At 63.8% G+C, this 17,606-nt stretch carries 23 protein-coding genes and 1 tRNA gene; 11 read left to right on the plus strand and 13 right to left on the minus strand.

What is annotated here, in order from left to right; genetic code table 11:
- Nucleotides 1-43: 43 nt before the first annotated feature.
- Entirely contained in the window at nucleotides 44-937 is an 894-nt protein-coding gene (locus AC0ZT5_RS10140) for an SDR family oxidoreductase (protein WP_488496340.1), read from the minus strand.
- 134 nt (nucleotides 938-1,071) lie between these two features.
- On the opposite strand from AC0ZT5_RS10140, the gene AC0ZT5_RS10145 reads away from it, so the two are divergent.
- Both AC0ZT5_RS10145 and AC0ZT5_RS10150 read left to right on the plus strand, forming a co-directional pair.
- A complete protein-coding gene (locus AC0ZT5_RS10145; protein WP_488496341.1) occupies nucleotides 1,072-1,482 on the plus strand; it encodes a winged helix-turn-helix transcriptional regulator in 411 nt (136 codons plus the stop codon).
- Nucleotides 1,483-1,625: 143 nt separating this feature from the next.
- Nucleotides 1,626-2,810, plus strand: coding sequence for an FAD-dependent oxidoreductase (locus AC0ZT5_RS10150; RefSeq protein WP_488496446.1), 1,185 nt, complete (start codon nucleotides 1,626-1,628; stop codon nucleotides 2,808-2,810).
- Here the strand turns inward: AC0ZT5_RS10150 and AC0ZT5_RS10155 are convergent.
- Both AC0ZT5_RS10155 and AC0ZT5_RS10160 read right to left on the minus strand, forming a co-directional pair.
- Nucleotides 2,773-3,486 carry a glutathione S-transferase family protein gene (locus AC0ZT5_RS10155; protein ID WP_488496342.1) on the minus strand — a complete coding sequence of 238 codons (714 nt, stop codon included), beginning with the start codon at nucleotides 3,484-3,486 and terminating at the stop codon, nucleotides 2,773-2,775. The two genes, AC0ZT5_RS10150 and AC0ZT5_RS10155, sit on opposite strands and share 38 nt — an antisense overlap.
- Nucleotide 3,487: 1 nt before the next feature.
- Complete coding sequence (locus AC0ZT5_RS10160) at nucleotides 3,488-3,793, minus strand: Rieske (2Fe-2S) protein (RefSeq protein WP_477289459.1); 306 nt, start codon at nucleotides 3,791-3,793, stop codon at nucleotides 3,488-3,490.
- Nucleotides 3,794-3,890: 97 nt separating this feature from the next.
- Between AC0ZT5_RS10160 and AC0ZT5_RS10165 the strand changes: the two genes are divergently transcribed.
- Nucleotides 3,891-4,349 (plus strand): MarR family winged helix-turn-helix transcriptional regulator, encoded by a 459-nt coding sequence (locus AC0ZT5_RS10165; RefSeq protein ID WP_488496343.1) that lies wholly within the window; start codon nucleotides 3,891-3,893, stop codon nucleotides 4,347-4,349.
- A 16-nt stretch (nucleotides 4,350-4,365) separates the two neighbouring features.
- Here AC0ZT5_RS10165 and AC0ZT5_RS10170 read toward each other — a convergent pair whose 3' ends face one another.
- Nucleotides 4,366-4,800, minus strand: coding sequence for an anthrone oxygenase family protein (locus AC0ZT5_RS10170; RefSeq protein ID WP_488496344.1), 435 nt, complete (start codon nucleotides 4,798-4,800; stop codon nucleotides 4,366-4,368).
- Nucleotides 4,801-4,954: 154 nt separating this feature from the next.
- On the opposite strand from AC0ZT5_RS10170, the gene AC0ZT5_RS10175 reads away from it, so the two are divergent.
- A complete protein-coding gene (locus AC0ZT5_RS10175; RefSeq protein WP_488496345.1) occupies nucleotides 4,955-5,608 on the plus strand; it encodes a TetR/AcrR family transcriptional regulator in 654 nt (217 codons plus the stop codon).
- Nucleotides 5,609-5,633: 25 nt separating this feature from the next.
- Nucleotides 5,634-6,653, plus strand: coding sequence for a ketol-acid reductoisomerase (gene ilvC / locus AC0ZT5_RS10180; protein ID WP_095087167.1), 1,020 nt, complete (start codon nucleotides 5,634-5,636; stop codon nucleotides 6,651-6,653).
- Between the two features lies 1 nt (nucleotide 6,654).
- On the opposite strand, the gene AC0ZT5_RS10185 is transcribed toward ilvC, so the two are convergent.
- Entirely contained in the window at nucleotides 6,655-6,822 is a 168-nt protein-coding gene (locus AC0ZT5_RS10185; RefSeq protein ID WP_488496346.1) for a hypothetical protein, read from the minus strand.
- Between the two features lie 27 nt (nucleotides 6,823-6,849).
- Nucleotides 6,850-7,428, minus strand: a complete 579-nt coding sequence (locus tag AC0ZT5_RS10190; protein WP_488496347.1) for a BA14K family protein — start codon at nucleotides 7,426-7,428, stop codon at nucleotides 6,850-6,852.
- A 178-nt stretch (nucleotides 7,429-7,606) separates the two neighbouring features.
- Here AC0ZT5_RS10190 and AC0ZT5_RS10195 point away from each other — a divergent pair, with 178 nt between their 5' ends.
- Both AC0ZT5_RS10195 and AC0ZT5_RS10200 read left to right on the plus strand, forming a co-directional pair.
- Nucleotides 7,607-8,719, plus strand: a complete 1,113-nt coding sequence (locus tag AC0ZT5_RS10195) for an endonuclease/exonuclease/phosphatase family protein (RefSeq protein ID WP_488496348.1) — start codon at nucleotides 7,607-7,609, stop codon at nucleotides 8,717-8,719.
- 7 nt (nucleotides 8,720-8,726) lie between these two features.
- Entirely contained in the window at nucleotides 8,727-9,443 is a 717-nt protein-coding gene (locus AC0ZT5_RS10200) for a hypothetical protein (protein WP_488496349.1), read from the plus strand.
- On the opposite strand, the gene AC0ZT5_RS10205 is transcribed toward AC0ZT5_RS10200, so the two are convergent.
- Entirely contained in the window at nucleotides 9,440-9,682 is a 243-nt protein-coding gene (locus tag AC0ZT5_RS10205) for a hypothetical protein (protein ID WP_488496350.1), read from the minus strand. The genes AC0ZT5_RS10200 and AC0ZT5_RS10205 overlap by 4 nt on opposite strands.
- A gap of 169 nt (nucleotides 9,683-9,851) precedes the next feature.
- Between AC0ZT5_RS10205 and AC0ZT5_RS10210 the strand changes: the two genes are divergently transcribed.
- Together AC0ZT5_RS10210 and AC0ZT5_RS10215 are read left to right on the plus strand one after the other, a co-directional pair.
- Nucleotides 9,852-10,205 (plus strand): ArsR/SmtB family transcription factor, encoded by a 354-nt coding sequence (locus tag AC0ZT5_RS10210; RefSeq protein WP_477289472.1) that lies wholly within the window; start codon nucleotides 9,852-9,854, stop codon nucleotides 10,203-10,205.
- A gap of 22 nt (nucleotides 10,206-10,227) precedes the next feature.
- On the plus strand, nucleotides 10,228-10,710 hold the full coding sequence (locus AC0ZT5_RS10215; RefSeq protein WP_477289445.1) for an SRPBCC family protein: 483 nt from the start codon (nucleotides 10,228-10,230) through the stop codon (nucleotides 10,708-10,710).
- A 90-nt stretch (nucleotides 10,711-10,800) separates the two neighbouring features.
- Here AC0ZT5_RS10215 and AC0ZT5_RS10220 read toward each other — a convergent pair whose 3' ends face one another.
- Genes AC0ZT5_RS10220 through AC0ZT5_RS10230 form a run of 3 tightly spaced genes read right to left on the minus strand, consistent with a single transcriptional unit; the run spans nucleotide 10,801 to nucleotide 14,026 of the window.
- Nucleotides 10,801-12,018 (minus strand): ABC transporter permease, encoded by a 1,218-nt coding sequence (locus AC0ZT5_RS10220; RefSeq protein ID WP_488496351.1) that lies wholly within the window; start codon nucleotides 12,016-12,018, stop codon nucleotides 10,801-10,803.
- A gap of 3 nt (nucleotides 12,019-12,021) precedes the next feature.
- Nucleotides 12,022-12,729 carry an ABC transporter ATP-binding protein gene (locus AC0ZT5_RS10225; RefSeq protein ID WP_488496352.1) on the minus strand — a complete coding sequence of 236 codons (708 nt, stop codon included), beginning with the start codon at nucleotides 12,727-12,729 and terminating at the stop codon, nucleotides 12,022-12,024.
- 4 nt (nucleotides 12,730-12,733) lie between these two features.
- Nucleotides 12,734-14,026, minus strand: a complete 1,293-nt coding sequence (locus AC0ZT5_RS10230; protein ID WP_488496353.1) for an efflux RND transporter periplasmic adaptor subunit — start codon at nucleotides 14,024-14,026, stop codon at nucleotides 12,734-12,736.
- 101 nt (nucleotides 14,027-14,127) lie between these two features.
- Here AC0ZT5_RS10230 and AC0ZT5_RS10235 point away from each other — a divergent pair, with 101 nt between their 5' ends.
- Together AC0ZT5_RS10235 and AC0ZT5_RS10240 are read left to right on the plus strand one after the other, a co-directional pair.
- Nucleotides 14,128-15,036, plus strand: a complete 909-nt coding sequence (locus tag AC0ZT5_RS10235; RefSeq protein ID WP_488496354.1) for a PhzF family phenazine biosynthesis protein — start codon at nucleotides 14,128-14,130, stop codon at nucleotides 15,034-15,036.
- A 106-nt stretch (nucleotides 15,037-15,142) separates the two neighbouring features.
- Nucleotides 15,143-15,218: transfer RNA gene (locus tag AC0ZT5_RS10240), tRNA-Lys, on the plus strand.
- 192 nt (nucleotides 15,219-15,410) lie between these two features.
- Here AC0ZT5_RS10240 and AC0ZT5_RS10245 read toward each other — a convergent pair.
- The 3 genes from AC0ZT5_RS10245 to AC0ZT5_RS10255 all read right to left on the minus strand — a co-directional run bounded on the left by AC0ZT5_RS10245 (nucleotide 15,411) and on the right by AC0ZT5_RS10255 (nucleotide 17,606).
- Nucleotides 15,411-15,644: a hypothetical protein gene (locus AC0ZT5_RS10245; RefSeq protein ID WP_488496355.1), complete on the minus strand. Its 234-nt coding sequence runs from the start codon at nucleotides 15,642-15,644 to the stop codon at nucleotides 15,411-15,413.
- Between the two features lie 92 nt (nucleotides 15,645-15,736).
- The gene (cobT, locus tag AC0ZT5_RS10250) at nucleotides 15,737-16,747 is read right to left on the minus strand and encodes a nicotinate-nucleotide--dimethylbenzimidazole phosphoribosyltransferase (protein ID WP_488496356.1); all 1,011 of its coding nucleotides are present in this window, start codon (nucleotides 16,745-16,747) and stop codon (nucleotides 15,737-15,739) included.
- 40 nt (nucleotides 16,748-16,787) lie between these two features.
- Nucleotides 16,788-17,606: an adenosylcobinamide-GDP ribazoletransferase gene (locus tag AC0ZT5_RS10255; protein ID WP_488496357.1), complete on the minus strand. Its 819-nt coding sequence runs from the start codon at nucleotides 17,604-17,606 to the stop codon at nucleotides 16,788-16,790.

The raw sequence follows: 17,606 nt of genomic DNA on the forward strand, positions 1-17,606 counted from the left end.
GCCGGAAGCCGGGGGGTCGGCTTCCGGGACCACTCACGGGCCGTCAGCCTGCCAAGGCGGCCTTGTTGGCCTCCAGGAACTGCTTCAGCGTTTTTGACTTCCGACCGGAAAGCGTCTCGACCGCATCCGTCACCATGGCGATGCGACCGGCGCGCGTGTTGGCGTCAAACGACACGATGATGCGGGCGAAGTCCTCGGGAATGCCGGTCGCCTTCACCCCTTCGGTCAGGGCCTCATCCGAAACCTGCACGACATCGAGCTGCTTGCCGGTGACCTCGCCTACCAGGGCGGCAATCTCGGCTGTGGTGTACGCATGCGGGCCGGTCAACGTGTAGGTCTTGCTTTCGTTTGAAACGTCAGCGAGACCGGCAGCGATCGCCGCTGCCATGTCATCGCGCGCGCCATGGGCGATGCGGCCTTCGCCAGCGGACGTATACCAGTGGCCCGACGCGATGGCCTGCGGGAGTGCCATGAACAGGTTCTCCTGGTACCAGCCGTTGCGGAAAATGGTGTAGGCAATGCCGCTTGCCTTGATCGCCTGCTCGGTGCCGTAGTGATCATTGGCAAACAGCACCGGCGAACCCGGCTCGGGGTTGGGCATCGAGGTGTAGAGAAGATGGCCGACGCCGGCCTTCTTCGCAGCGGCTACCGCCGTCTCATGCTGTTTCAGGCGCCGATCGTCCTTCAGATCTACTTCGCTGGTCGAGATGATCAGCACTTTGTCGACGCCCTGGAACGCGTTCTGCATTGACGTGCTGTCGTTGAAGTCGGCGGCCCTGACGACAACGCCGCGCGCCGCCAGGTCGGCAAGTTTGGCCGGCGTGCGCGTCGTGGCGATGATCTGCGCCGCAGGGACGTTGAACGTGTCCAGCAGGTGGTTGATGACGCTGCGGCCGAGTTGGCCGGAAGCGCCAGTGACGAGAAGGGTTTTGCTCATTGGATATCCTGGCATGGGTTGGAGAGGAGGGGCAAAAGGCGGTCTCAAAAAGAGACCAGCACTAAAATAGGAATTGACCCGTGGCCGTAAAGAAGGCAGTTTTTCGGGATGTAGGCACAGCCAGGGAACCAGCCGTGGACAGCACGATTGTCAATCTGAGATCCAAGCTCGAGATCTACAAATCCATGAGCGATGGCGGCAACGTTGCCGATTGCCCGGTCCGCGACGTGATCCAGGGTCTCAGCGGCAAATGGAGTTCGCTGTTGATGGGAGCCCTAGCCGAGCAGCCGTATCGCTTCGGCGAGCTGCGGCGGCTGGTGCCCGACATTTCGCAGCGCATGCTCACCCAGACGCTCTACGATCTGCAGCGCGACGGCTATGTGCATCGCGAAGTGTTCCCGACCAAGCCGCCGAGCGTCGAGTACAGCCTGACCGACCTCGGACGGTCGATGTTCGGCGCCTTGCACCAGCTGATCCTGTGGGCCGAGCTCAACCATGATGCGGTGCGCGACGCACGCGCCGGTTTTGATGCTGCCCAAGGGTGAGCCGGCCCGTCAACTGGACTAAGCCAGGGGCTGCGGCTTGATTTAGTCCGCCCGCTGAAGGATTGTCCGGCCAGTTCGGCTTTGGGGGCATTGGCATTTCCTACGACATCGCGATTGCCGGGGCCGGCCCGGCGGGGCTTGCCATGGCGCTCTATCTCAAGCGCGCCGGGCACAAGGTCACCATCTTCGAGCGCTTCGAGGAGCCGAAGCCGGTCGGCTCCGGGCTGATCCTGCAGCCGACAGGGCTGACGGTGTTGGCTGATCTTGGCCTGCTCGACGACATTCTGGCGCTGGGCAGCCGCATCGACCGCCTGCATGGCGCCGATGCCGCCACCGGCCGCACCGTGCTCGATGTCCGCTATGATGCCCAGCGCGGCCACCGTTTCGGGCTGGCAGTGCATCGGGCGGCCCTGTTCGGCGTGCTCTTTCGCGCTGTGCAGCGCGAAGCGATCGCCATCGAGAGAGGTGTCGAGATCGAGACTCTGGAAATCGGCGAACGGGCAACGCTGATCTGTGGCAACGGCCGTAGGGCAGGACCATTCGACTTCGTCGTCGACGCCAGCGGCTCACGCTCGAAGCTGCGGCGGTGCGCGGGCGATGCAGGCGCGCCACGCCCACTCATCTATGGTGCGTTCTGGGCGTCGCTGCGCTGGCGCAATGAAGGTTTCGACGAGCACGCGCTGCTGCAGCGCTACGACAAGGCCAGCGTGATGATCGGCGTGCTGCCGATTGGCCGGCCGGAGCCGGGTGTTGAAAAGATGGCGGCCTTCTTCTGGAGCCTGAAGCCGGCGGACGCCGATGAGGTGCGCGCCCGCGGCCTCGACGCCTGGAAGGAGAGGGTGGTTCGGCTGTGGCCCGAGAGCGCGGCGTACACCAGCCAGATCGAGGATTTCGACCAGCTTTCGCTGGCGCGCTACGGCCACCACACGATGAAGCGGCCGATCGGCCGTCGCCTGGCCGTCATCGGCGACGCGGCGCATTCGACCAGCCCGCAGCTGGGGCAAGGGGCGAACATGGCGCTGCTCGATGCGGCGGCGCTCAGCCATGCGCTGGCACGGACGCCAAACGTCGAGGCGGCACTTGAAGCCTATGCGAAGGCACGGCGCTGGCATGTGCGCGTCTTCCAGGCGCTGTCGCTGGCGTTCACGCCCTTCTACCAGTCGGATTCCGTGGCGTTGCCCTTCATCCGCGACAGGCTGGTGGCGACGGTGGCAAGGATCCCGCCGGCGCCACAGTTCCTTGCCTCGATGGTGGCCGGCACGGTGGTCGATCCGTTCAGGCGTATCGGGCTCAAGGAAGCGCGATGGCCAGATCGTTCCGCTGAATGATCGTCGAGAGTTGCGACTTCTTCGCCTGCAGAAAGGCATGCAGGCGCCGCGGGTAGTCCGGCGCGACGGCGTGCCTGATCGACGGGCGCTCCCTCAACGCCTGACGCCAAGCCCGGACGAACGGCTTGCCGTCCAGAATGCCGAAATCGCCGATCCGGTCGAAGACGTCGAGATATCTGAAAACAGGGCCATGGACGGCGTCGACGAGCGAGAAGCGCTCGCCGGCGAACCATGGTCCGTTCCGTTCGGTGACCGCCAGCTCGGCCTCGAGACGATCGAACATCGACGACAGCGCGCTGGTTTCGGCGAGGAAGCCGGCCTCCGTCGAGGCCGAATAGAACCGGCCGATGGCGTTGAGGATTGCCGAGCCGAACTCGATCCAGGCGCGATGCCGGGCGCGGGCATAGGGATCGGCGGGGTGGAGGGGATTGGCCTGGGTCTCTTCGAGGAATTCGAGAATGACGGCGGATTCGAAGATCACCGTTTCCTCGCCATTTCGCTGCACGCGCAGCAGCGGCACCTTGCCAAGCGGCGAGATCGCTCTGAACCAGGCCGGCTTGTTGGCGAGGTCGATATCGACGCGCTCGAACGGCACGCCCTTTTCGGCCAGTGAAATCGCCGCGCGCTGCACATAGGGGCAGAGAGGATGGCTGACGAGAATGAGCTTGTCGGTCATCTCACTCTCCCCAGACATAGTTCAACGCGCCGTCCTCGACGCGCGTCGACAGGAACATCAGGCGGGACTCCTTTGGCGCCGGACCATCGATGCGGTCGCCGCTTGCCAAGTCGAACGAGGCGCCGTGCCATTGGCAGACCAGTCTGCCGTCCTTGCAGTCGAGCGGCCCGCCAAAGTGCAGACAGACATTGGCGGCGGCGCGGATACGCTCGCCGCTGCGGTAGACATGGACCTCACGGCCGAAGAACGGGGCGATCAGGCTGCCCGTCTGCGGAATGTCGGCGACCTTGCAGATTTCATGTTTCATAACGCGTCCTTCAAAGTTAATGCAGTTGCATCAATATAGATGCATCTGCATTAACCGTCAAGCTTGATGCAATTGCATCTATCGCCTATGGTGGGCCATGACTGAGAAAGCCATGCCTTCGCCCGAAGCCATCACGACCTGGGCTCGCCTGATGCGGGTTTCGCGCCAGCTCGTGGAAAGTGCTGAAGACGCGCTGAAGGAGAGCGGCCTGCCGCCGCTCGCCTGGTACGACGTGCTGCACGAACTCGCCGAGGCGGGTGGGGGCGGATTGCGGCCGTTCCAGCTGATCGAGCGCACTTTGTTTGCGCAATACAACGTCTCGCGGCTCCTGGCCCGGCTCGAGGCAGACGGGGTGGTCGAGAAACTGCCGGTGGCCGATGACGGCCGCGGCCAGACCATCCGTATCACGGCCAGGGGCCGCGAGATGCGTCGCCAGATGTGGGCTGTCTATGGGCGGTCGATCACCGAACTGGTCGGTGCCAAACTCTCCGCTGATGAGCTGAACATGGTGTCGGCACTCCTGGGTCGATTGCGCCATCCGCCCGTTGTGGACTGACGATTTGGCGCGCCGGTCAGGCCGAATGACTGTCCCAGAGAAAGGCCAGTGTCGCCAGCACGCTAAGGGCTACGCGAACCAGGTGCAGATTGCCCCATTTGACGATCAGGGACCTGGCTTGCGGATTGCCGGCGCCTCCGTCCATCGCCTCCAGCACCCTGTTGGTCGGCATCATGGCGATCAGCGTCCAAGGCCAGGGCAGGATGATCAGCACCGCGCCGACCAGAAAGGCGAAACCGCCGGTTTGCCACCAGGCAATGAGGCCGAGAACGCAGGCGATAATGGCAATCGACGCCTGCATGGCGGCGCCCCGCTTGTAGGAAGGCTGCCATTCCTGCAGCAGCGCCTTGTCGTCGAGACGAAGCCGCGCCGGTTGCTCGGCGACACTGACGTAAATAGCAGCGCCCGAGAATACGGCGGCAACCGTCAAGGCCAACAATCCGATCAGCATCTTCGTTCCCCGCGCAGCCCGTCCGGCAGGACGCCATGTGGATAGAAATAAGACTTGCATGGATCGGGACAATACGCCATAGAAGTGGCGAACCGTAACGTACGGTACGGCTTGCCGGAAATAACCGGCCGGCCTTGCCTGCCGAGAGAAGAGCGTGTTGGACATCGTGCCCGAGATCGACACCAGCGAAGCGCTGACTGAGCGGCAGAAAGCCGTGCTCGACGCAGCGTTGCGGCTGCTGGTCGAGGAGGGCGACCAGCTGACCATGACCGCCGTGGCGCGCCGGGCAAGCTGCTCCAAGGAAACGCTCTACAAATGGTTCGGCGACCGTGACGGGCTGCTGACGGCAACGGTGCAGTGGCAGGCGTCCAAGGTGCGGGTGGCGCAAGTCGATGGCAAGGGGCTCGATCTTGTGTCGTTGACCGCAAGCCTCGAACGCTTCGCTTCCGACTGGCTGAAGGTCATTTCGAGCGACACTTCGATCGCGCTCAACCGGGTGGCGGTGAGCCATGCGAGTTCCGGCAAGGATAACCTTGGCGCCGTGGTGCTTGAGAATGGCCGCTTCGCGCTGGCCAAGCGGCTGAAGCCGGTGCTTGAGGCCGGACGACAGGCGGGACTGCTCGACTTTGCGGATGCCGAGACGGCGTTCCGCACCTTTTTTGGGCTGGTCGCCCGCGACGTGCAGATCCGTCTGCTGCTCGGCGACCGGCTGGAATTGACTGAGGCGGCGATCGGCGGCGATGCCGCGCGGGCGACGCAGCAGTTTCTCGCTCTTTTCAAGAGCAACAACCGGCCGCAAGGCCTCTGATTCATAAACCGGGAAGGAAGACAAAATGCGTGTCTATTACGATCGCGATGCCGATCTCAACCTGATCAAGGGCAAGAAGGTCGCCATCATCGGCTATGGCAGCCAGGGCAGGGCGCACGCGCTCAACCTCAAGGATTCCGGCGCCAAGGACATCGCCATCGGCCTCAAGGCCGGTTCGGCGACCGCCAAGAAGGTCGAGGCCGACGGTCTCAAGGTTATGAGCGTGGCGGACGCGGCCAAATGGGCCGACCTGATGATGATGGCGACGCCTGACGAACTGCAAGCCGACATCTATCGCAACGAGATCGCGCCGAACATTCGTGACGGCGCTGCAATCGCCTTCGCGCACGGCCTCAACGTGCATTTCGGCCTGATCGAGCCGAAGGCCTCGGTCGACGTCGTCATGATCGCGCCGAAGGGCCCTGGCCACACGGTGCGCGGCGAATACCAGAAGGGCGGCGGCGTGCCGTGCCTGGTCGCGGTCAACCAGGACGCCTCGGGCAATGCGCTTGACCTGGCGCTGTCCTATGCCTGCGGCGTCGGCGGCGGCCGTTCGGGCATCATCGAGACCAATTTCCGCGAGGAGTGCGAGACCGACCTGTTCGGCGAGCAGGTCGTGCTGTGCGGCGGTCTGGTCGAGCTGATCCGCGCCGGCTTCGAGACGCTGGTGGAAGCCGGCTACGCGCCGGAAATGGCCTATTTCGAGTGCTTGCACGAGGTCAAGCTGATCGTCGACCTGATCTATGAAGGCGGCATTGCCAACATGAACTATTCGATCTCGAACACCGCCGAATGGGGCGAATATGTCTCGGGCCCGCGCATCATCACCGCCGAGACCAAGGCCGAGATGAAGCGCGTGCTGAAGGACATCCAGACCGGCAAGTTCACATCGGAATGGATGCAGGAATATCGCGCCGGCATGTCGCGCTTCAAGGGCATTCGCCGCAACAATGACAGCCACCAGATCGAGGAAGTCGGCGCCAAGCTGCGCGCGATGATGCCGTGGATTTCCAAGAACAAGCTGGTCGACAAGGCCAAGAACTAAGTTAAATCCACGTTCTTGCCTTTGCGCGTCCTCGGGCTTCGCCCTGCGGGCGCGCGGGGATTTCCAAGAACGAGCTGGTCGACAAGGCCAAGAACTGAACCTTGCGCTCGAAGTCCTTGGGTTCGAACAGCCGAAATGAAAAACGGCGCCACATGGCGCCGTTTTTCATTTCTGGGCTTCGCTACAGACTAGCTCGTCAATAGGGCGAGTAGCACTGCTGACGCGGACCGCCATAGGGCTGGAACGTGTTGTCCCAGGCGCGATACGACCGGTAGCGGTTGTAGCACCATTGGACATGGGCGCTCGAAACCCGCGCCCGGTAGGTGCGGTAGTAGCGGCGCGGCGGCGCGTCGTAATAATTGTAGTTGTTGTACATGCTGCCAATGCCGAGCCCAAGGCCGAGGCCCAGAAGGGCAGCCGCGCCGTCGTCGTAGTAGCCGCCGCCGTGATAATGATGGCGACCATGGCGCCAACGCCAGTTGTCTCCATTGTTCCAGTTTCCGCCGCCGCCGTTCCAGTGTCCGTGGCCACCGTTCCAGTGTCCGTTGCCGCCATTCCAGTTGCCATTCCAATTGCCGGACCGGCGCCATCTCCAATTGCCGCCATTGTTGCCACCCGCCCAGCCTTCGCGGACCACCATCGGCGCCGCAGTGCTGGCGGGGATCGACACGTCCGGCTGCATCATCGGCCCCGCGGCCGACGGCGCCGTGACGCCGGACAGGATACCGAGGGCTATCAGCCCTGATTTGACCGTGGAAGAAAAGAGCGAGTTCATTGCACTCTCCAAAAGATACAGGCCCGACGCCTACACTAGGGGGCCTATTGTGGATGTTTGCATCTGAACGGCGGATGAACGGAAAGGTTCCGTCAACCATGGCGCGAGGCGCATCTCGATCTCCGCTGGTGGTCCTGCGACCTTGTTTTCCGCCGCGCTTGCGGGCAAAGGTCATGACATGTCGCTGCGCCTCGCCACCTTCAATGTCGAGAACCTGATGAACAGGTTCGATTTTTCCGGCTATCGCAACCAGCTAAACGAGGATCGCACGCTGGCGCTGTTCGATATCCAGAGCGAGGCGGAATACAAGATGCTGGAGCAGGCGCGCGCCATCGCCCAGTCCGACGATACGCGCCAACTGACGGCGCTGGCGATCGCGGCCACTCGCGCCGACATCATCTGCATGCAGGAGGTCGACAACATCGAGGCGCTGAAGGCCTTCGAATATGGCTATCTGTTCAAGATGGTGGGGCAGGGCTACCGGCAGAAATACACCACATCGGGCAATGATTCGCGCGGCATCGACGTGGCTGTGATGATGCGCAACGAGACCGCGCAGGGCCAGGCGATCGAATTCGTGCGCATGACCAGCCATGCCTACGTCACCTACGAACAGTTCGGGCTGCACACGCCGGAGCTCGAGGCACTCGGCAACCAGGCCAATGAGCGCATCTTCCGGCGCGACTGCCTGGAAGTCGACGTGACCGTGGGCGGCGTGCCGCTGACGCTTTATCTGGTGCACTTCAAGTCGATGGGCTCGCCCCGCAACGGGCTCGACGGACGCGAAGCGACAATGCCGGTGCGCATCGCCGAGGCTCAAGCCGTGCGCCGGATCATCGAGGAGCGCTTCGGCAAGGACCACGCCGCCGACAAGCGCTGGGCGATCTGCGGCGACATGAATGATTACCGGCAACGCGTGAAGATCGCCGGCGACGCGATCGACGGCCACCGCTTCGAGGTGGTCAACGAGAACCAGTCCTGCATCAACGTGCTGGCAGAAGGCGGCTTCTGCGAAAACGTCGTCGAGCGGCGGCCGGAGATGAACCGCTGGAGTTTCTACCACACGCGCGGACCGGAAGAACGGCATCTGTGCCAGCTCGACTACATCCTGTTGTCGAAAGGGCTCGCCGCCAGCAACGCGACGGCCGTTCCAGACATCATCCGCAACGGCCAGCCCTGGCGGACGATTTTCCCGCCCGGCCAGGAGGTTGAGCGCTTTCCGCGCGCCGGCTGGGACCGGCCGAAGGCTTCGGATCACTGCCCCGTGGCGATCACTCTGGACATGACCTGATACGCCGATGAGTTTCGACCTGCCGCGCAATGTCATCCTGCCGGTCGATGCCGTCGACGTGCGGCTCGATCCCAATCCGCACCCGTTCGCACTGGATAATGCGGAGGCCATCGTCGAGAACTGGCAGCGCGAGGTGGCAGCCAAGCCGGCGCTGTTCGACGGCACTGTAGTGCTGCTGTCGCAACTCACCTATCGCGACAACCGTCTCGTCGGCCGCTGCCATGCGGTCAACTACTCCACCTTCATGCTTTGGCGTAAGCGGCGCGAGAATTCGGGCGCCGAACATGCCTATGCCCATGCCGTGCTGGTGGCCGGCGACAATGCGCTGGTGGCGATCCGCATGGGCTCGCACACGGTCAATGCCGGGCGCGTCTATTTCGCCGCCGGCTCGTTCGAGCCCATCGACTTTCGCGACGGCCAGGTCGACGTCGATTTCAACATGATCCGCGAGGTGCGCGAGGAGACCGGTCTGGATCTGTCGGACGCGCCACGCGGCAAGCGCTACCACGTCCTGTCGACGGCCAGCGGTACGGTGATCTTCCGCCGCTATCGCGAGACTGCGCCGGCCGACGAGATTGCCCGGCGAATCTCAGCCTTCGTCGCCACCGAGACCGAGCCGGAGATCGAGGGGCCGGTCATCATCCGCCACGCCGCCGACCTGCCGGACGGATTGGCGGCGCATATGAAGCCGCTGGTCGAGTGGCATTTTGCGGGCGTGGATTAACGACGCGTCTTGTCCTGCGCCACCTTGCGATCGTTGCGGGCGGCGACGAAGAACAAGATAAATCCGAGACCCAGCAAGCCGCCCATCGCCATGCCCATGGTCTGTCCGACGACTGCCTGGAAATCGGCGGTGACACGATCGGGATTGGCCATGCCGAAGCGGGCGAGATACCACCAGATGCCTGCAAGGACTGCTTCGATGATGACCATCGCCAGGATTAGTCGTGCCTTCTTGCTCATGCGTTATTCGCCCCCGACCAGAGATATCTTGCTTTAGGGCCCGGAGATCGCCGAGTCGATCGAATCTGCATCGAAATGAGGTCGATTTGGAAGCGATCGCGGCGGGCACGCGGCACGCGCCGGATCTCCTGTTGCATGCAGCCAATCCGTCTGCTAAATACTGAACCACATGGTTCAGTATTTCCGCCTCCCTCTCGATGCCTCGTTCGCCGCGCTCTCGGACACCACCCGACGCGGCGTCCTGGAGCAGCTCGGACGTTCCGATGCTTCGATCACGGAGCTTGCCGAGAAGTTTCACATGACCCTCACGGGGATGAAGAAGCATGTCGGCGTCTTGGAGCAGGCGGGGCTCGTCACCACGGAGAAGGTCGGCCGTGTGCGGACCTGCAAGCTCGGCCTGCGCCGACTGGAGGAAGAGGCGGCATGGATCGAGAGGTACCGCCAGCTCTGGGACGCACGCTTCGACGAGTTGGACAAGGTTGTCGAGGAATTGAAACGGAAGGAGAAAGCCGATGGACGCTAGAAGAGAGAGTGAGCCAACCCCCATGAATAGCCGCACGACGATCGAACGGAAGTCCGAGCGAGAGCTCGTCGTTACGCGAACGTTCAATGGCCCGGCGCGCATCGTTTACGAGGCGTGGACCAAGCCCGAGCTGTTCATGCGATGGTGGGCGCCGAAGTCGATGGGCATGTTCTTGCGTTCCTGCGAGATGGATGTTCGTACCGGTGGCACGTACCGTCTGGTGTTCGGCCACGATGCCTCAAACTCTGACGAGTTCTTCGGCAGGTATATCGAAGTGATACCGCACTCGCGCATCGTCTGGACCAATGACGAAGGTGGTGACGTTGGACCCGTCACCACGGTGACCTTCGAGGAAAAGGGTGGCAAGACGCTGCTGGTCCTGCACGAACTCTATCCCTCGAAGGAAGCTCTCGACGCTGCCGGGACCGGGGCGGCGGATGCGATGGGCGAGCAGTTCGAGCAACTGGACGAGCTTCTCGTCGCCCTGGGCGGGGGACGGTCATGAGGTTGTCCGCGCATGGAGTAGCGTTGATCGGACGGCGACAGCAAACATCCCAAGCTTGTGGATGGAGGTCCCCTTCGAGCTGGCCTCGGCTCACTCGTGCCGCAGCGCGTCGATCGGGTCGAGCCTTGCGCCGCGCAGCGCCGGGAAGAAGCCGAACACCATGCCGATCAGCGCCGAAAAACCGACAGCGAGCAGGATGACCGCCGGGCTTGGCGCAAAGGGGATGGTCAGTGCCACCGAGGCGAGGCCGGCCAGCGCCAGGCCGATCAGGATGCCGATGATGCCGCCAAGCAGCGACAGCACCGTCGCCTCGACCAGGAACTGGATGAGGATGTGCTTTTCATGCGCGCCGATGGCAAGCCGGATGCCGATCTCGCGTGTGCGCTCGGTGACAGAGACCAGCATGATGTTCATGATGCCGATGCCGCCGACCAACAGGCTGACGCCAGCGACAGCGCCCAGCATGCCGGTCATGGTGGTGGTGGCGCTGGCCATGGCGTCGGCGATCTGGGTCATGTCGCGGATGGCGAAATCGCTCTCGCGGTCGGGGGTGACGCGCCTGATATCGCGCAAGATATCCTCGACGCGCGGCTGCAGTTCGCTGGTCGGCGTCGTGTCGTCGGCGGCGATGTAGATGTTGTCGATGTCGCGGTTACCGGCGATGCGGCGCTGATAGGCGTGCAGCGGCATCAGCACCACATTGTCCTGGTCCTGGCCGAAGCCGGTATAGCCCTTGGGCTCGAGCAGCCCGATGATCTTGCAGGAGGTGCGGTTGACGCGGATGAACTCACCTTCCGGGTCGCCGGCGCCGAAGAATTGCTGGCGAACCGTCTGGCCGATCAGGCAGACACCGGTGCCGGAGCGGGTTTCGGAATCGCTGAACGGACGGCCGGACACCAGCTTCCAGTCGCGCGCATCGAGATAGGCGCTGTCGGTGCCGGTGACGCCCGATGTCAGGCTCTCGGTGCCGAAGATGACGCGGACCTGCTTTTGCGAGGCCGGCGAAATGGCGCGCGCGCCGGTCAGATGCGCGACCAGTGCCGCGAGGTCCTTTTCGGCCAGCGGACGGACCACCTGGTCGAGCCCGCCCGGACCGCCTGGCCCGGCCGGACGGCCGGAGCGGACGACCAGCAGGTTGCTGCCGAGCTTTGAAATGTCGGCCTTGACCTTTTCGGTGGTGCCGGAGCCGATGGTGAGCATGGCAATGACGGCCGCAACGCCGATGACGATGCCGAGCAATGTCAGGAACGAGCGCAGCACATTGCGGCGGATCGAGCGGAGCGAGAGGCGGACGGTTTCCCAGATCATGGTTTAGGCCACCTCGAGATTCTTGGAATCGGAAGCGACGTGGCCGTCGAGGAAGCGAATGGTGCGCTCGGCATAGCCGGCGACGTCCGCTTCGTGCGTGACCATGGCGATGGTCAGGCCAAGCTCGGTGTTGAGCTGCGTCAGCAACTCCATGATCTCGTGCGTTCGGGCGGTGTCGAGATTGCCGGTCGGTTCGTCGGCGACGAGCAGCGTCGGCCTTGTGACGATGGCGCGCGCGATCGCCACGCGCTGCTGCTGGCCGCCGGACAGTTCGGCCGGCGTGTGGTGCTCGCGGCCGACCAGGCCGACCTGGGACAGCGCCTGCATGGCAAGATCGCGGCGCTCGCGAGCGGCAACGCCGCGATAGATCAGCGGCAGTTCGACATTTTCCGCTGCCGTGGTGCGGGCCAACAGATTGTAGCCCTGGAAGACGAAGCCGACATAGAGGTTGCGCAGCATGGCGCGGCGGTTGCGGCCGAGCCGGCCGGCGTCGATGCCCATGAAGGAATAGGTGCCGGCCGTCGGCGTGTCGAGGCAGCCGATGATGTTCATCGCCGTCGACTTGCCGGAGCCGGATGGGCCCATGATGGCGACGAATTCGCCGCGCCGGATGGCAAGATCGACGCCGGCCAGCGCATGGACCTTGGCTTCGCCCTGGCCGTAGCTCTTCCAGACCTTGTCGAAGGTGATGAGGGCAGCACCGGCAGCCACGGCCTCAGCTCCGCTGCTGCGATGCGGTGATGACCTCAGCGCCTTCCTTGAGGCCCGAGGTGATCTCGGTCAGTTCGCCATCGGTTGAGCCGATCCTGACGTTGACCGGATGCGGCCGCCCATTCTCCAGCACATAGAGCGTGCGCGAGCCGTCGGTGGGCGTCGTCGCGGCTTGGCGCTGGCGGTTGCCGCCGGGGCGACCCATGCGGCCGGTGAACAGGTCGCTGAGGCTCCAGCCACGGGCCGCCTGCTGGGCCGGGCGATAACGGAAGGCGGTGGCGGGTACGGTGAGCACGTCCTTGGCCTGCCGTGTGACGACCGAAACGGTTGCGGTCATGCCGGGCCGCAGCAACAGCTCGTTGTTGTCGACCTCAAGCCGCGCATTGTAGGTGACGACGCCGTCGGTGGTGACCGAGGCATAGGAAATGTCCCGGATCTCGGCGTCGAACGGCCGGTCCGGGAAGGCATCGACGGTGAAACGGGCATGCTGTCCGGTCTTGACCGCGCCGATGTCGGCCTCGTCGACCGCCGCCACCAGCTCCATGTTTCTGAGATCGGCGGCGATGATGAACAGCACCGGCGCCTGCAGCGAGGAGGCGACCGTCTGGCCGGGGTCGACCGAGCGCGTCAGCACGATGCCGTCGATCGGCGCATAGATGGTGCTGTTGGCGAGGTCGGTCTGCTGTGATTTCAAATCGGCATTGGCGATGGCGAGATTGGCCTCGGCGCTGTCGAGTGCCGCCTTGGAGCGGTCGCGCGTCGCGGTCGCCGCCTCGAGCGACTGGTCGGTCGCCATGCCACGATTGGTCAGCGAGGCCGCGCGGACAAGCGCCTTCTCATTCTCGGCGAGCGTCACGGTAGCGTCCTCGACATTGGCGGCCGCTCCTTTGGCGGATGCCTGCGCCCGCTCGATCTGGACCTGCAGCTTGGCGGTATCGAGGGCGGCCAGCACATCGCCCTTCTTGACCTGCTGGTTTTCCTCGACGGACACCGAACGGATGATGCCGGACAACTGGCTGGAAATGTCGACCTGGGTGAGCGGCTGCAGCGTGCCGGTCGCCGACACCGCGACGGTGAGATCGGCCTTGGCGGCCGGCACGGTCGTGTAGTCGATCTTGGCCGGCGAGCCGGCATACCACTGATAAAGGCCAAGCCCGGCGGCCAGCACAATCGGAGTCAGCAGTGCATAGAGCCAGCCACGCCGGCGCGTCTTGCGCAGACCCTGCGTGTCGAGCCCGAGCGCCGTCTCGATGGCGGAATCCGATTCCGTCTTTGGCAGATTGACAATCTGGTCCACGTCGGACCCCTATGATGCGCAATGTCCCTATCTGTGCACAGATCAGGCTGACTGGTTCAAATATCAAATTAAATTTCGCCCATATTGGGATTGAGGCAGGCATGCAAACCCGGAATTACTTACTTTACGACGTGTTTACGACCGAGCGACTGGCCGGCAACCCGCTGGCCGTGGTGTTGGATTGCAAGGGTCTGGACACGGCCGCGATGCAGGCCATCGCGCGCGAGTTCAACCTGTCCGAAACGGTCTTCGTGCTGCCGCCGGACAATCCCAAGCACCGCAACCGCATCCGTATCTTCACCCCCGACTATGAAATGTCGTTCGCGGGCCATCCGACGGTGGGTTCGGCGATCGCGCTGGCCGAACTGGCGGGAGAGGGCGGCGCCGGTATCTTCGTGCTGGAAGAAAACATCGGCCCGGTGCGTTGCGCCGTCAGCAAGCATGATGGCAACATTTTCGCCGAATTCGACCTGGCAAAGCTGCCAGAACCGTTGGGGCTCGAAGCCGATCCGGAGGCGATCGGTGCGGCCATTGGGCTGGCGCCGCACGAGATCGGCTTCGAGAATCACCGCGTCTCGTTCTGGTCGGCGGGCGTGCCCTATGTCACCATTCCGGTCGCCAATCTCGAGGCAGCGGGCCGAATCCGGCTGGACAACCAGGCGTGGTCGGAACTGGCGCCGCGTAAGAGCGAGTGGGCCTTCGCCAGCCCCTATGTCTATTGCCGCGAGACGGTGAACCACGAAAGCGCGTTCCATGTCCGCATGATCGTGCCGGGCACGCCGTCCTATGAGGATCCGGCGACCGGCTCGGCGGCGGCCGCCTTCGCCGGCGCCATCATGCATTTCGACGCGCCGACCGATGGTGTTTCGCAACTGTGGATCGAGCAGGGGCTGGAGATGCACCGGCCGTCGCGCATCCGCCTCGAACTGACCGTGCAAGGCGGAAAACTGGCCTCGGCACGCATCGGTGGCAACGCCGTCAAGGTGGCGGAAGGCAGACTGTTCGTCTAACCGCAGACGGGCTCGGTCGATTTGTCGGGAAATGATTCCGGCAGGGCTGGACAGGACCGATGGTGGCGGCTATATGCCCGCCAACGCCGGTTTTCGCCGGCCGAGTGGGTGCGTAGCTCAGTTGGTAGAGCAGCTGACTCTTAATCAGCGGGTCCACAGTTCAATCCTGTGCGCACCCACCAAATTCTTCAAAGACTTGGTGGAAAGACCTGAAAACGAGACGCGTTGACGCGTCTCGGGCATGCGCCGGTTATGGTGCGGTCATCTCAAGACTGGCTTTGAACCTGGCCCTCATGGTGATTTGCCCGGCGGCGCCCTCAACATCATCCGGGCGTGGCATCAGGGCCTGCGATTGCCGCGCCGAAAAATGCGGTTCAGAAACCTGCCGAGCCGAAATGCGATGCCGTTGTCTGTACTTGATGGCCATCGGCATCAATGCTGGCCTTGCCACCTGAAAAATCACTGATGAGCCACCAGAAGAAAACCAGGAAAACCGCGAGAATCGCGGTGTCGATCGGGCCGTAACTTGAATATCCATTGCGCCGAAGCACAACTGCAAGCAGCACGGCGATAGTCACAGCAGCGGTAGCAGGATGAAGCTTTTTCATCCACCAGCCCTATTAGAGAATCGCTACGATAGAAAGATACCGCCCTTGCTGTGATGACTGTGGCTTGTCCGATCGATGCGAGACGTCGGCGTTTACTTCTCCGACACTCCAGCCTCGGCAAAACTTGCCATGCGGGTGTGGCACTCCAGCGCCGAGCGGATGATGTTGACGGCGAGGCAAGCGCCGGAGCCTTCGCCAAGCCGCATGCCGAGATCGAGCAGCGGCGGCAGGCGGAGCGCTTCGAGCAGGCCGCGATGGCCCGATTCGGCCGATACGTGTGCAGCGATCGTATGGGCGAGCCCTGCCGGGTGCAATCTTGCCAGCGGGGCGGCGGCGGCGGTGCAGACGAAGCCGTCGAGCAGCACGGGTATGCCCAAATGGCGGGCGGCGAGCGTGGCGCCGAAGATGGCGGCGAGTTCGCGCCCGCCGAGTGCCGCGGCAACGCCCAGCGGATCGGCAAGGGCGGCGGCATGGCGCTTCAGGCCGGCCTCGATGGCGACAACCTTGCGCTTGAGGCCGGCGTCATCGACGCCGGTGCCGCGACCGGTCCATTTTTCAGCACCGCCCCCGAACAGCGCTGCCGAAATGGCGGCTGCCGGCGTGGTGTTGCCGATGCCCATTTCGCCGAAGCAGACCAGATCGAGGTCCTTCGTCACCGCGTCATAGCCGGCTGACACGGCGGCGAGAAACGCCTTGTCGTCCATCGCCGGCCCTTGCGTAAAATCGCCCGTGGGATGGTCGAGATCGAGCGGGATGACGTCGAGGTCGGCGCCGGCGATCCGGGCGAGCTGGTTGATGGCGGCACCGCCACCGGCGAAATTCGCCACCATCTGCACCGTGACTTCCGAGGGATAGGCCGACACGCCTTGCGCGGTGACGCCATGGTTGCCGGCGAAGACAAAGACCTTCACCCGGTCGAGTTTTGGCATATCGCGGCCCTGCCAGCGTGCCAGCCATGCTGCGATTGTTTCCAACCTGCCGAGGCTGCCTTGCGGCTTGGTCAGCGTGTCCTGGCGGCGGGCGACCGCATTTGCGGCGGCATCGCTGCCGGCGGGTAGATCGACGCAAGTGGCGCGCAGTTCATCGAGCGATTTGAAGGGCATGGGGGCAAAGTCTCCGAAAGGGAATCAGGCCAAGGGGGAATCAGGAAAGAGCAACGGAAGCGACGAGTAGCACGGCGATTTCACTCAGTTGCTGCAAGGCGCCGATCGTGTCACCGGTCTGGCCATCGATCTGGTTGAGGCAAATGGCGCGAAAGGCGGCAAACAGCAGGCCAAGCAGGATAAGCGCGACAATGGCGCCGCCGAGCCCGAGCAACAGCAGCGGTACCGCGCCAAGCACGGCACCGGCGATGGCGGTTTCGAACGAAACCGTGCCGGAATCGGCCGAGAGACCATCGGATCGGGCCGGCGGCAAAAGGTGCATGAAGACACCCAGCACGCCGCGCGAGGCGGCATGTGCGGCCACGAGGGCGAAGAGGGCCTGCGTGGGTTCGACGAATTCCTGCAGTGCGCTCCAGCGGATCAGCAGCGACAGAGTGAGTGCTGCCGCACCGTAGGCGCCGATGCGGCTGTCGCGCATGATGTCGAGTTTGCGGCCGCGCGATTTACCGCCACCGAAGCCGTCGGCGACATCGGAGAGCCCATCCTCATGCAGGCAGCCAGTGGTGAGCAGGGTTGCCGTAAGAGCAAGGGCCGCCGCCGGGCCCATGGCGAGGCCAAACCGTTCCGCCGTGGCAAAGACGATGGCGCCGATCAGGCCGACGACAAGGCCGGCGACCGGGGCGGCCCAGATCGCGGCGGCGAGGCTGCGGCCGCGAAAGTCGAAGACGGGCAGCGGCAGCCGGGTGAAGAAGACCAGGCAAAGCGCGATATCGCTGGGGATTTGCCGGGGCGAACGGCTGAAGTTCTGGAATTTGAGCCGGATTTCTTCCCAAAACCGGCTGCCATTTTTCGGGATCAT

It is taken from the genome of Mesorhizobium sp. CNPSo 4670, from assembly GCF_057784235.1.

Excerpts from the sequence above, each read along its gene's own strand:
- AC0ZT5_RS10185 (WP_488496346.1), bottom strand. The coding sequence starts at position 6,822 with ATGAAAAACGGCGCCATGTGGCGCCGTTTTTCATTTCGGCTGTTCGAA.
- AC0ZT5_RS10150 (WP_488496446.1), top strand. The coding sequence starts at position 1,626 with ATGGCGCTCTATCTCAAGCGCGCCGGGCACAAGGTCACCATCTTCGAG.
- AC0ZT5_RS10160 (WP_477289459.1), bottom strand. The coding sequence starts at position 3,793 with ATGAAACATGAAATCTGCAAGGTCGCCGACATTCCGCAGACGGGCAGC.
- AC0ZT5_RS10195 (WP_488496348.1), top strand. The coding sequence starts at position 7,607 with ATGTCGCTGCGCCTCGCCACCTTCAATGTCGAGAACCTGATGAACAGG.
- AC0ZT5_RS10200 (WP_488496349.1), top strand. The coding sequence starts at position 8,727 with ATGAGTTTCGACCTGCCGCGCAATGTCATCCTGCCGGTCGATGCCGTC.
- AC0ZT5_RS10190 (WP_488496347.1), bottom strand. The coding sequence starts at position 7,428 with ATGAACTCGCTCTTTTCTTCCACGGTCAAATCAGGGCTGATAGCCCTC.
- AC0ZT5_RS10140 (WP_488496340.1), bottom strand. The coding sequence starts at position 937 with ATGAGCAAAACCCTTCTCGTCACTGGCGCTTCCGGCCAACTCGGCCGC.
- AC0ZT5_RS10170 (WP_488496344.1), bottom strand. The coding sequence starts at position 4,800 with ATGCTGATCGGATTGTTGGCCTTGACGGTTGCCGCCGTATTCTCGGGC.
- AC0ZT5_RS10165 (WP_488496343.1), top strand. The coding sequence starts at position 3,891 with ATGACTGAGAAAGCCATGCCTTCGCCCGAAGCCATCACGACCTGGGCT.
- AC0ZT5_RS10235 (WP_488496354.1), top strand. The coding sequence starts at position 14,128 with ATGCAAACCCGGAATTACTTACTTTACGACGTGTTTACGACCGAGCGA.
- AC0ZT5_RS10245 (WP_488496355.1), bottom strand. The coding sequence starts at position 15,644 with ATGAAAAAGCTTCATCCTGCTACCGCTGCTGTGACTATCGCCGTGCTG.
- AC0ZT5_RS10220 (WP_488496351.1), bottom strand. The coding sequence starts at position 12,018 with ATGATCTGGGAAACCGTCCGCCTCTCGCTCCGCTCGATCCGCCGCAAT.
- ilvC (WP_095087167.1), top strand. The coding sequence starts at position 5,634 with ATGCGTGTCTATTACGATCGCGATGCCGATCTCAACCTGATCAAGGGC.
- AC0ZT5_RS10255 (WP_488496357.1), bottom strand. The coding sequence starts at position 17,606 with ATGATCCCGAAAAATGGCAGCCGGTTTTGGGAAGAAATCCGGCTCAAA.
- AC0ZT5_RS10210 (WP_477289472.1), top strand. The coding sequence starts at position 9,852 with ATGGTTCAGTATTTCCGCCTCCCTCTCGATGCCTCGTTCGCCGCGCTC.
- AC0ZT5_RS10205 (WP_488496350.1), bottom strand. The coding sequence starts at position 9,682 with ATGAGCAAGAAGGCACGACTAATCCTGGCGATGGTCATCATCGAAGCA.
- AC0ZT5_RS10215 (WP_477289445.1), top strand. The coding sequence starts at position 10,228 with ATGAATAGCCGCACGACGATCGAACGGAAGTCCGAGCGAGAGCTCGTC.
- AC0ZT5_RS10155 (WP_488496342.1), bottom strand. The coding sequence starts at position 3,486 with ATGACCGACAAGCTCATTCTCGTCAGCCATCCTCTCTGCCCCTATGTG.
- cobT (WP_488496356.1), bottom strand. The coding sequence starts at position 16,747 with ATGCCCTTCAAATCGCTCGATGAACTGCGCGCCACTTGCGTCGATCTA.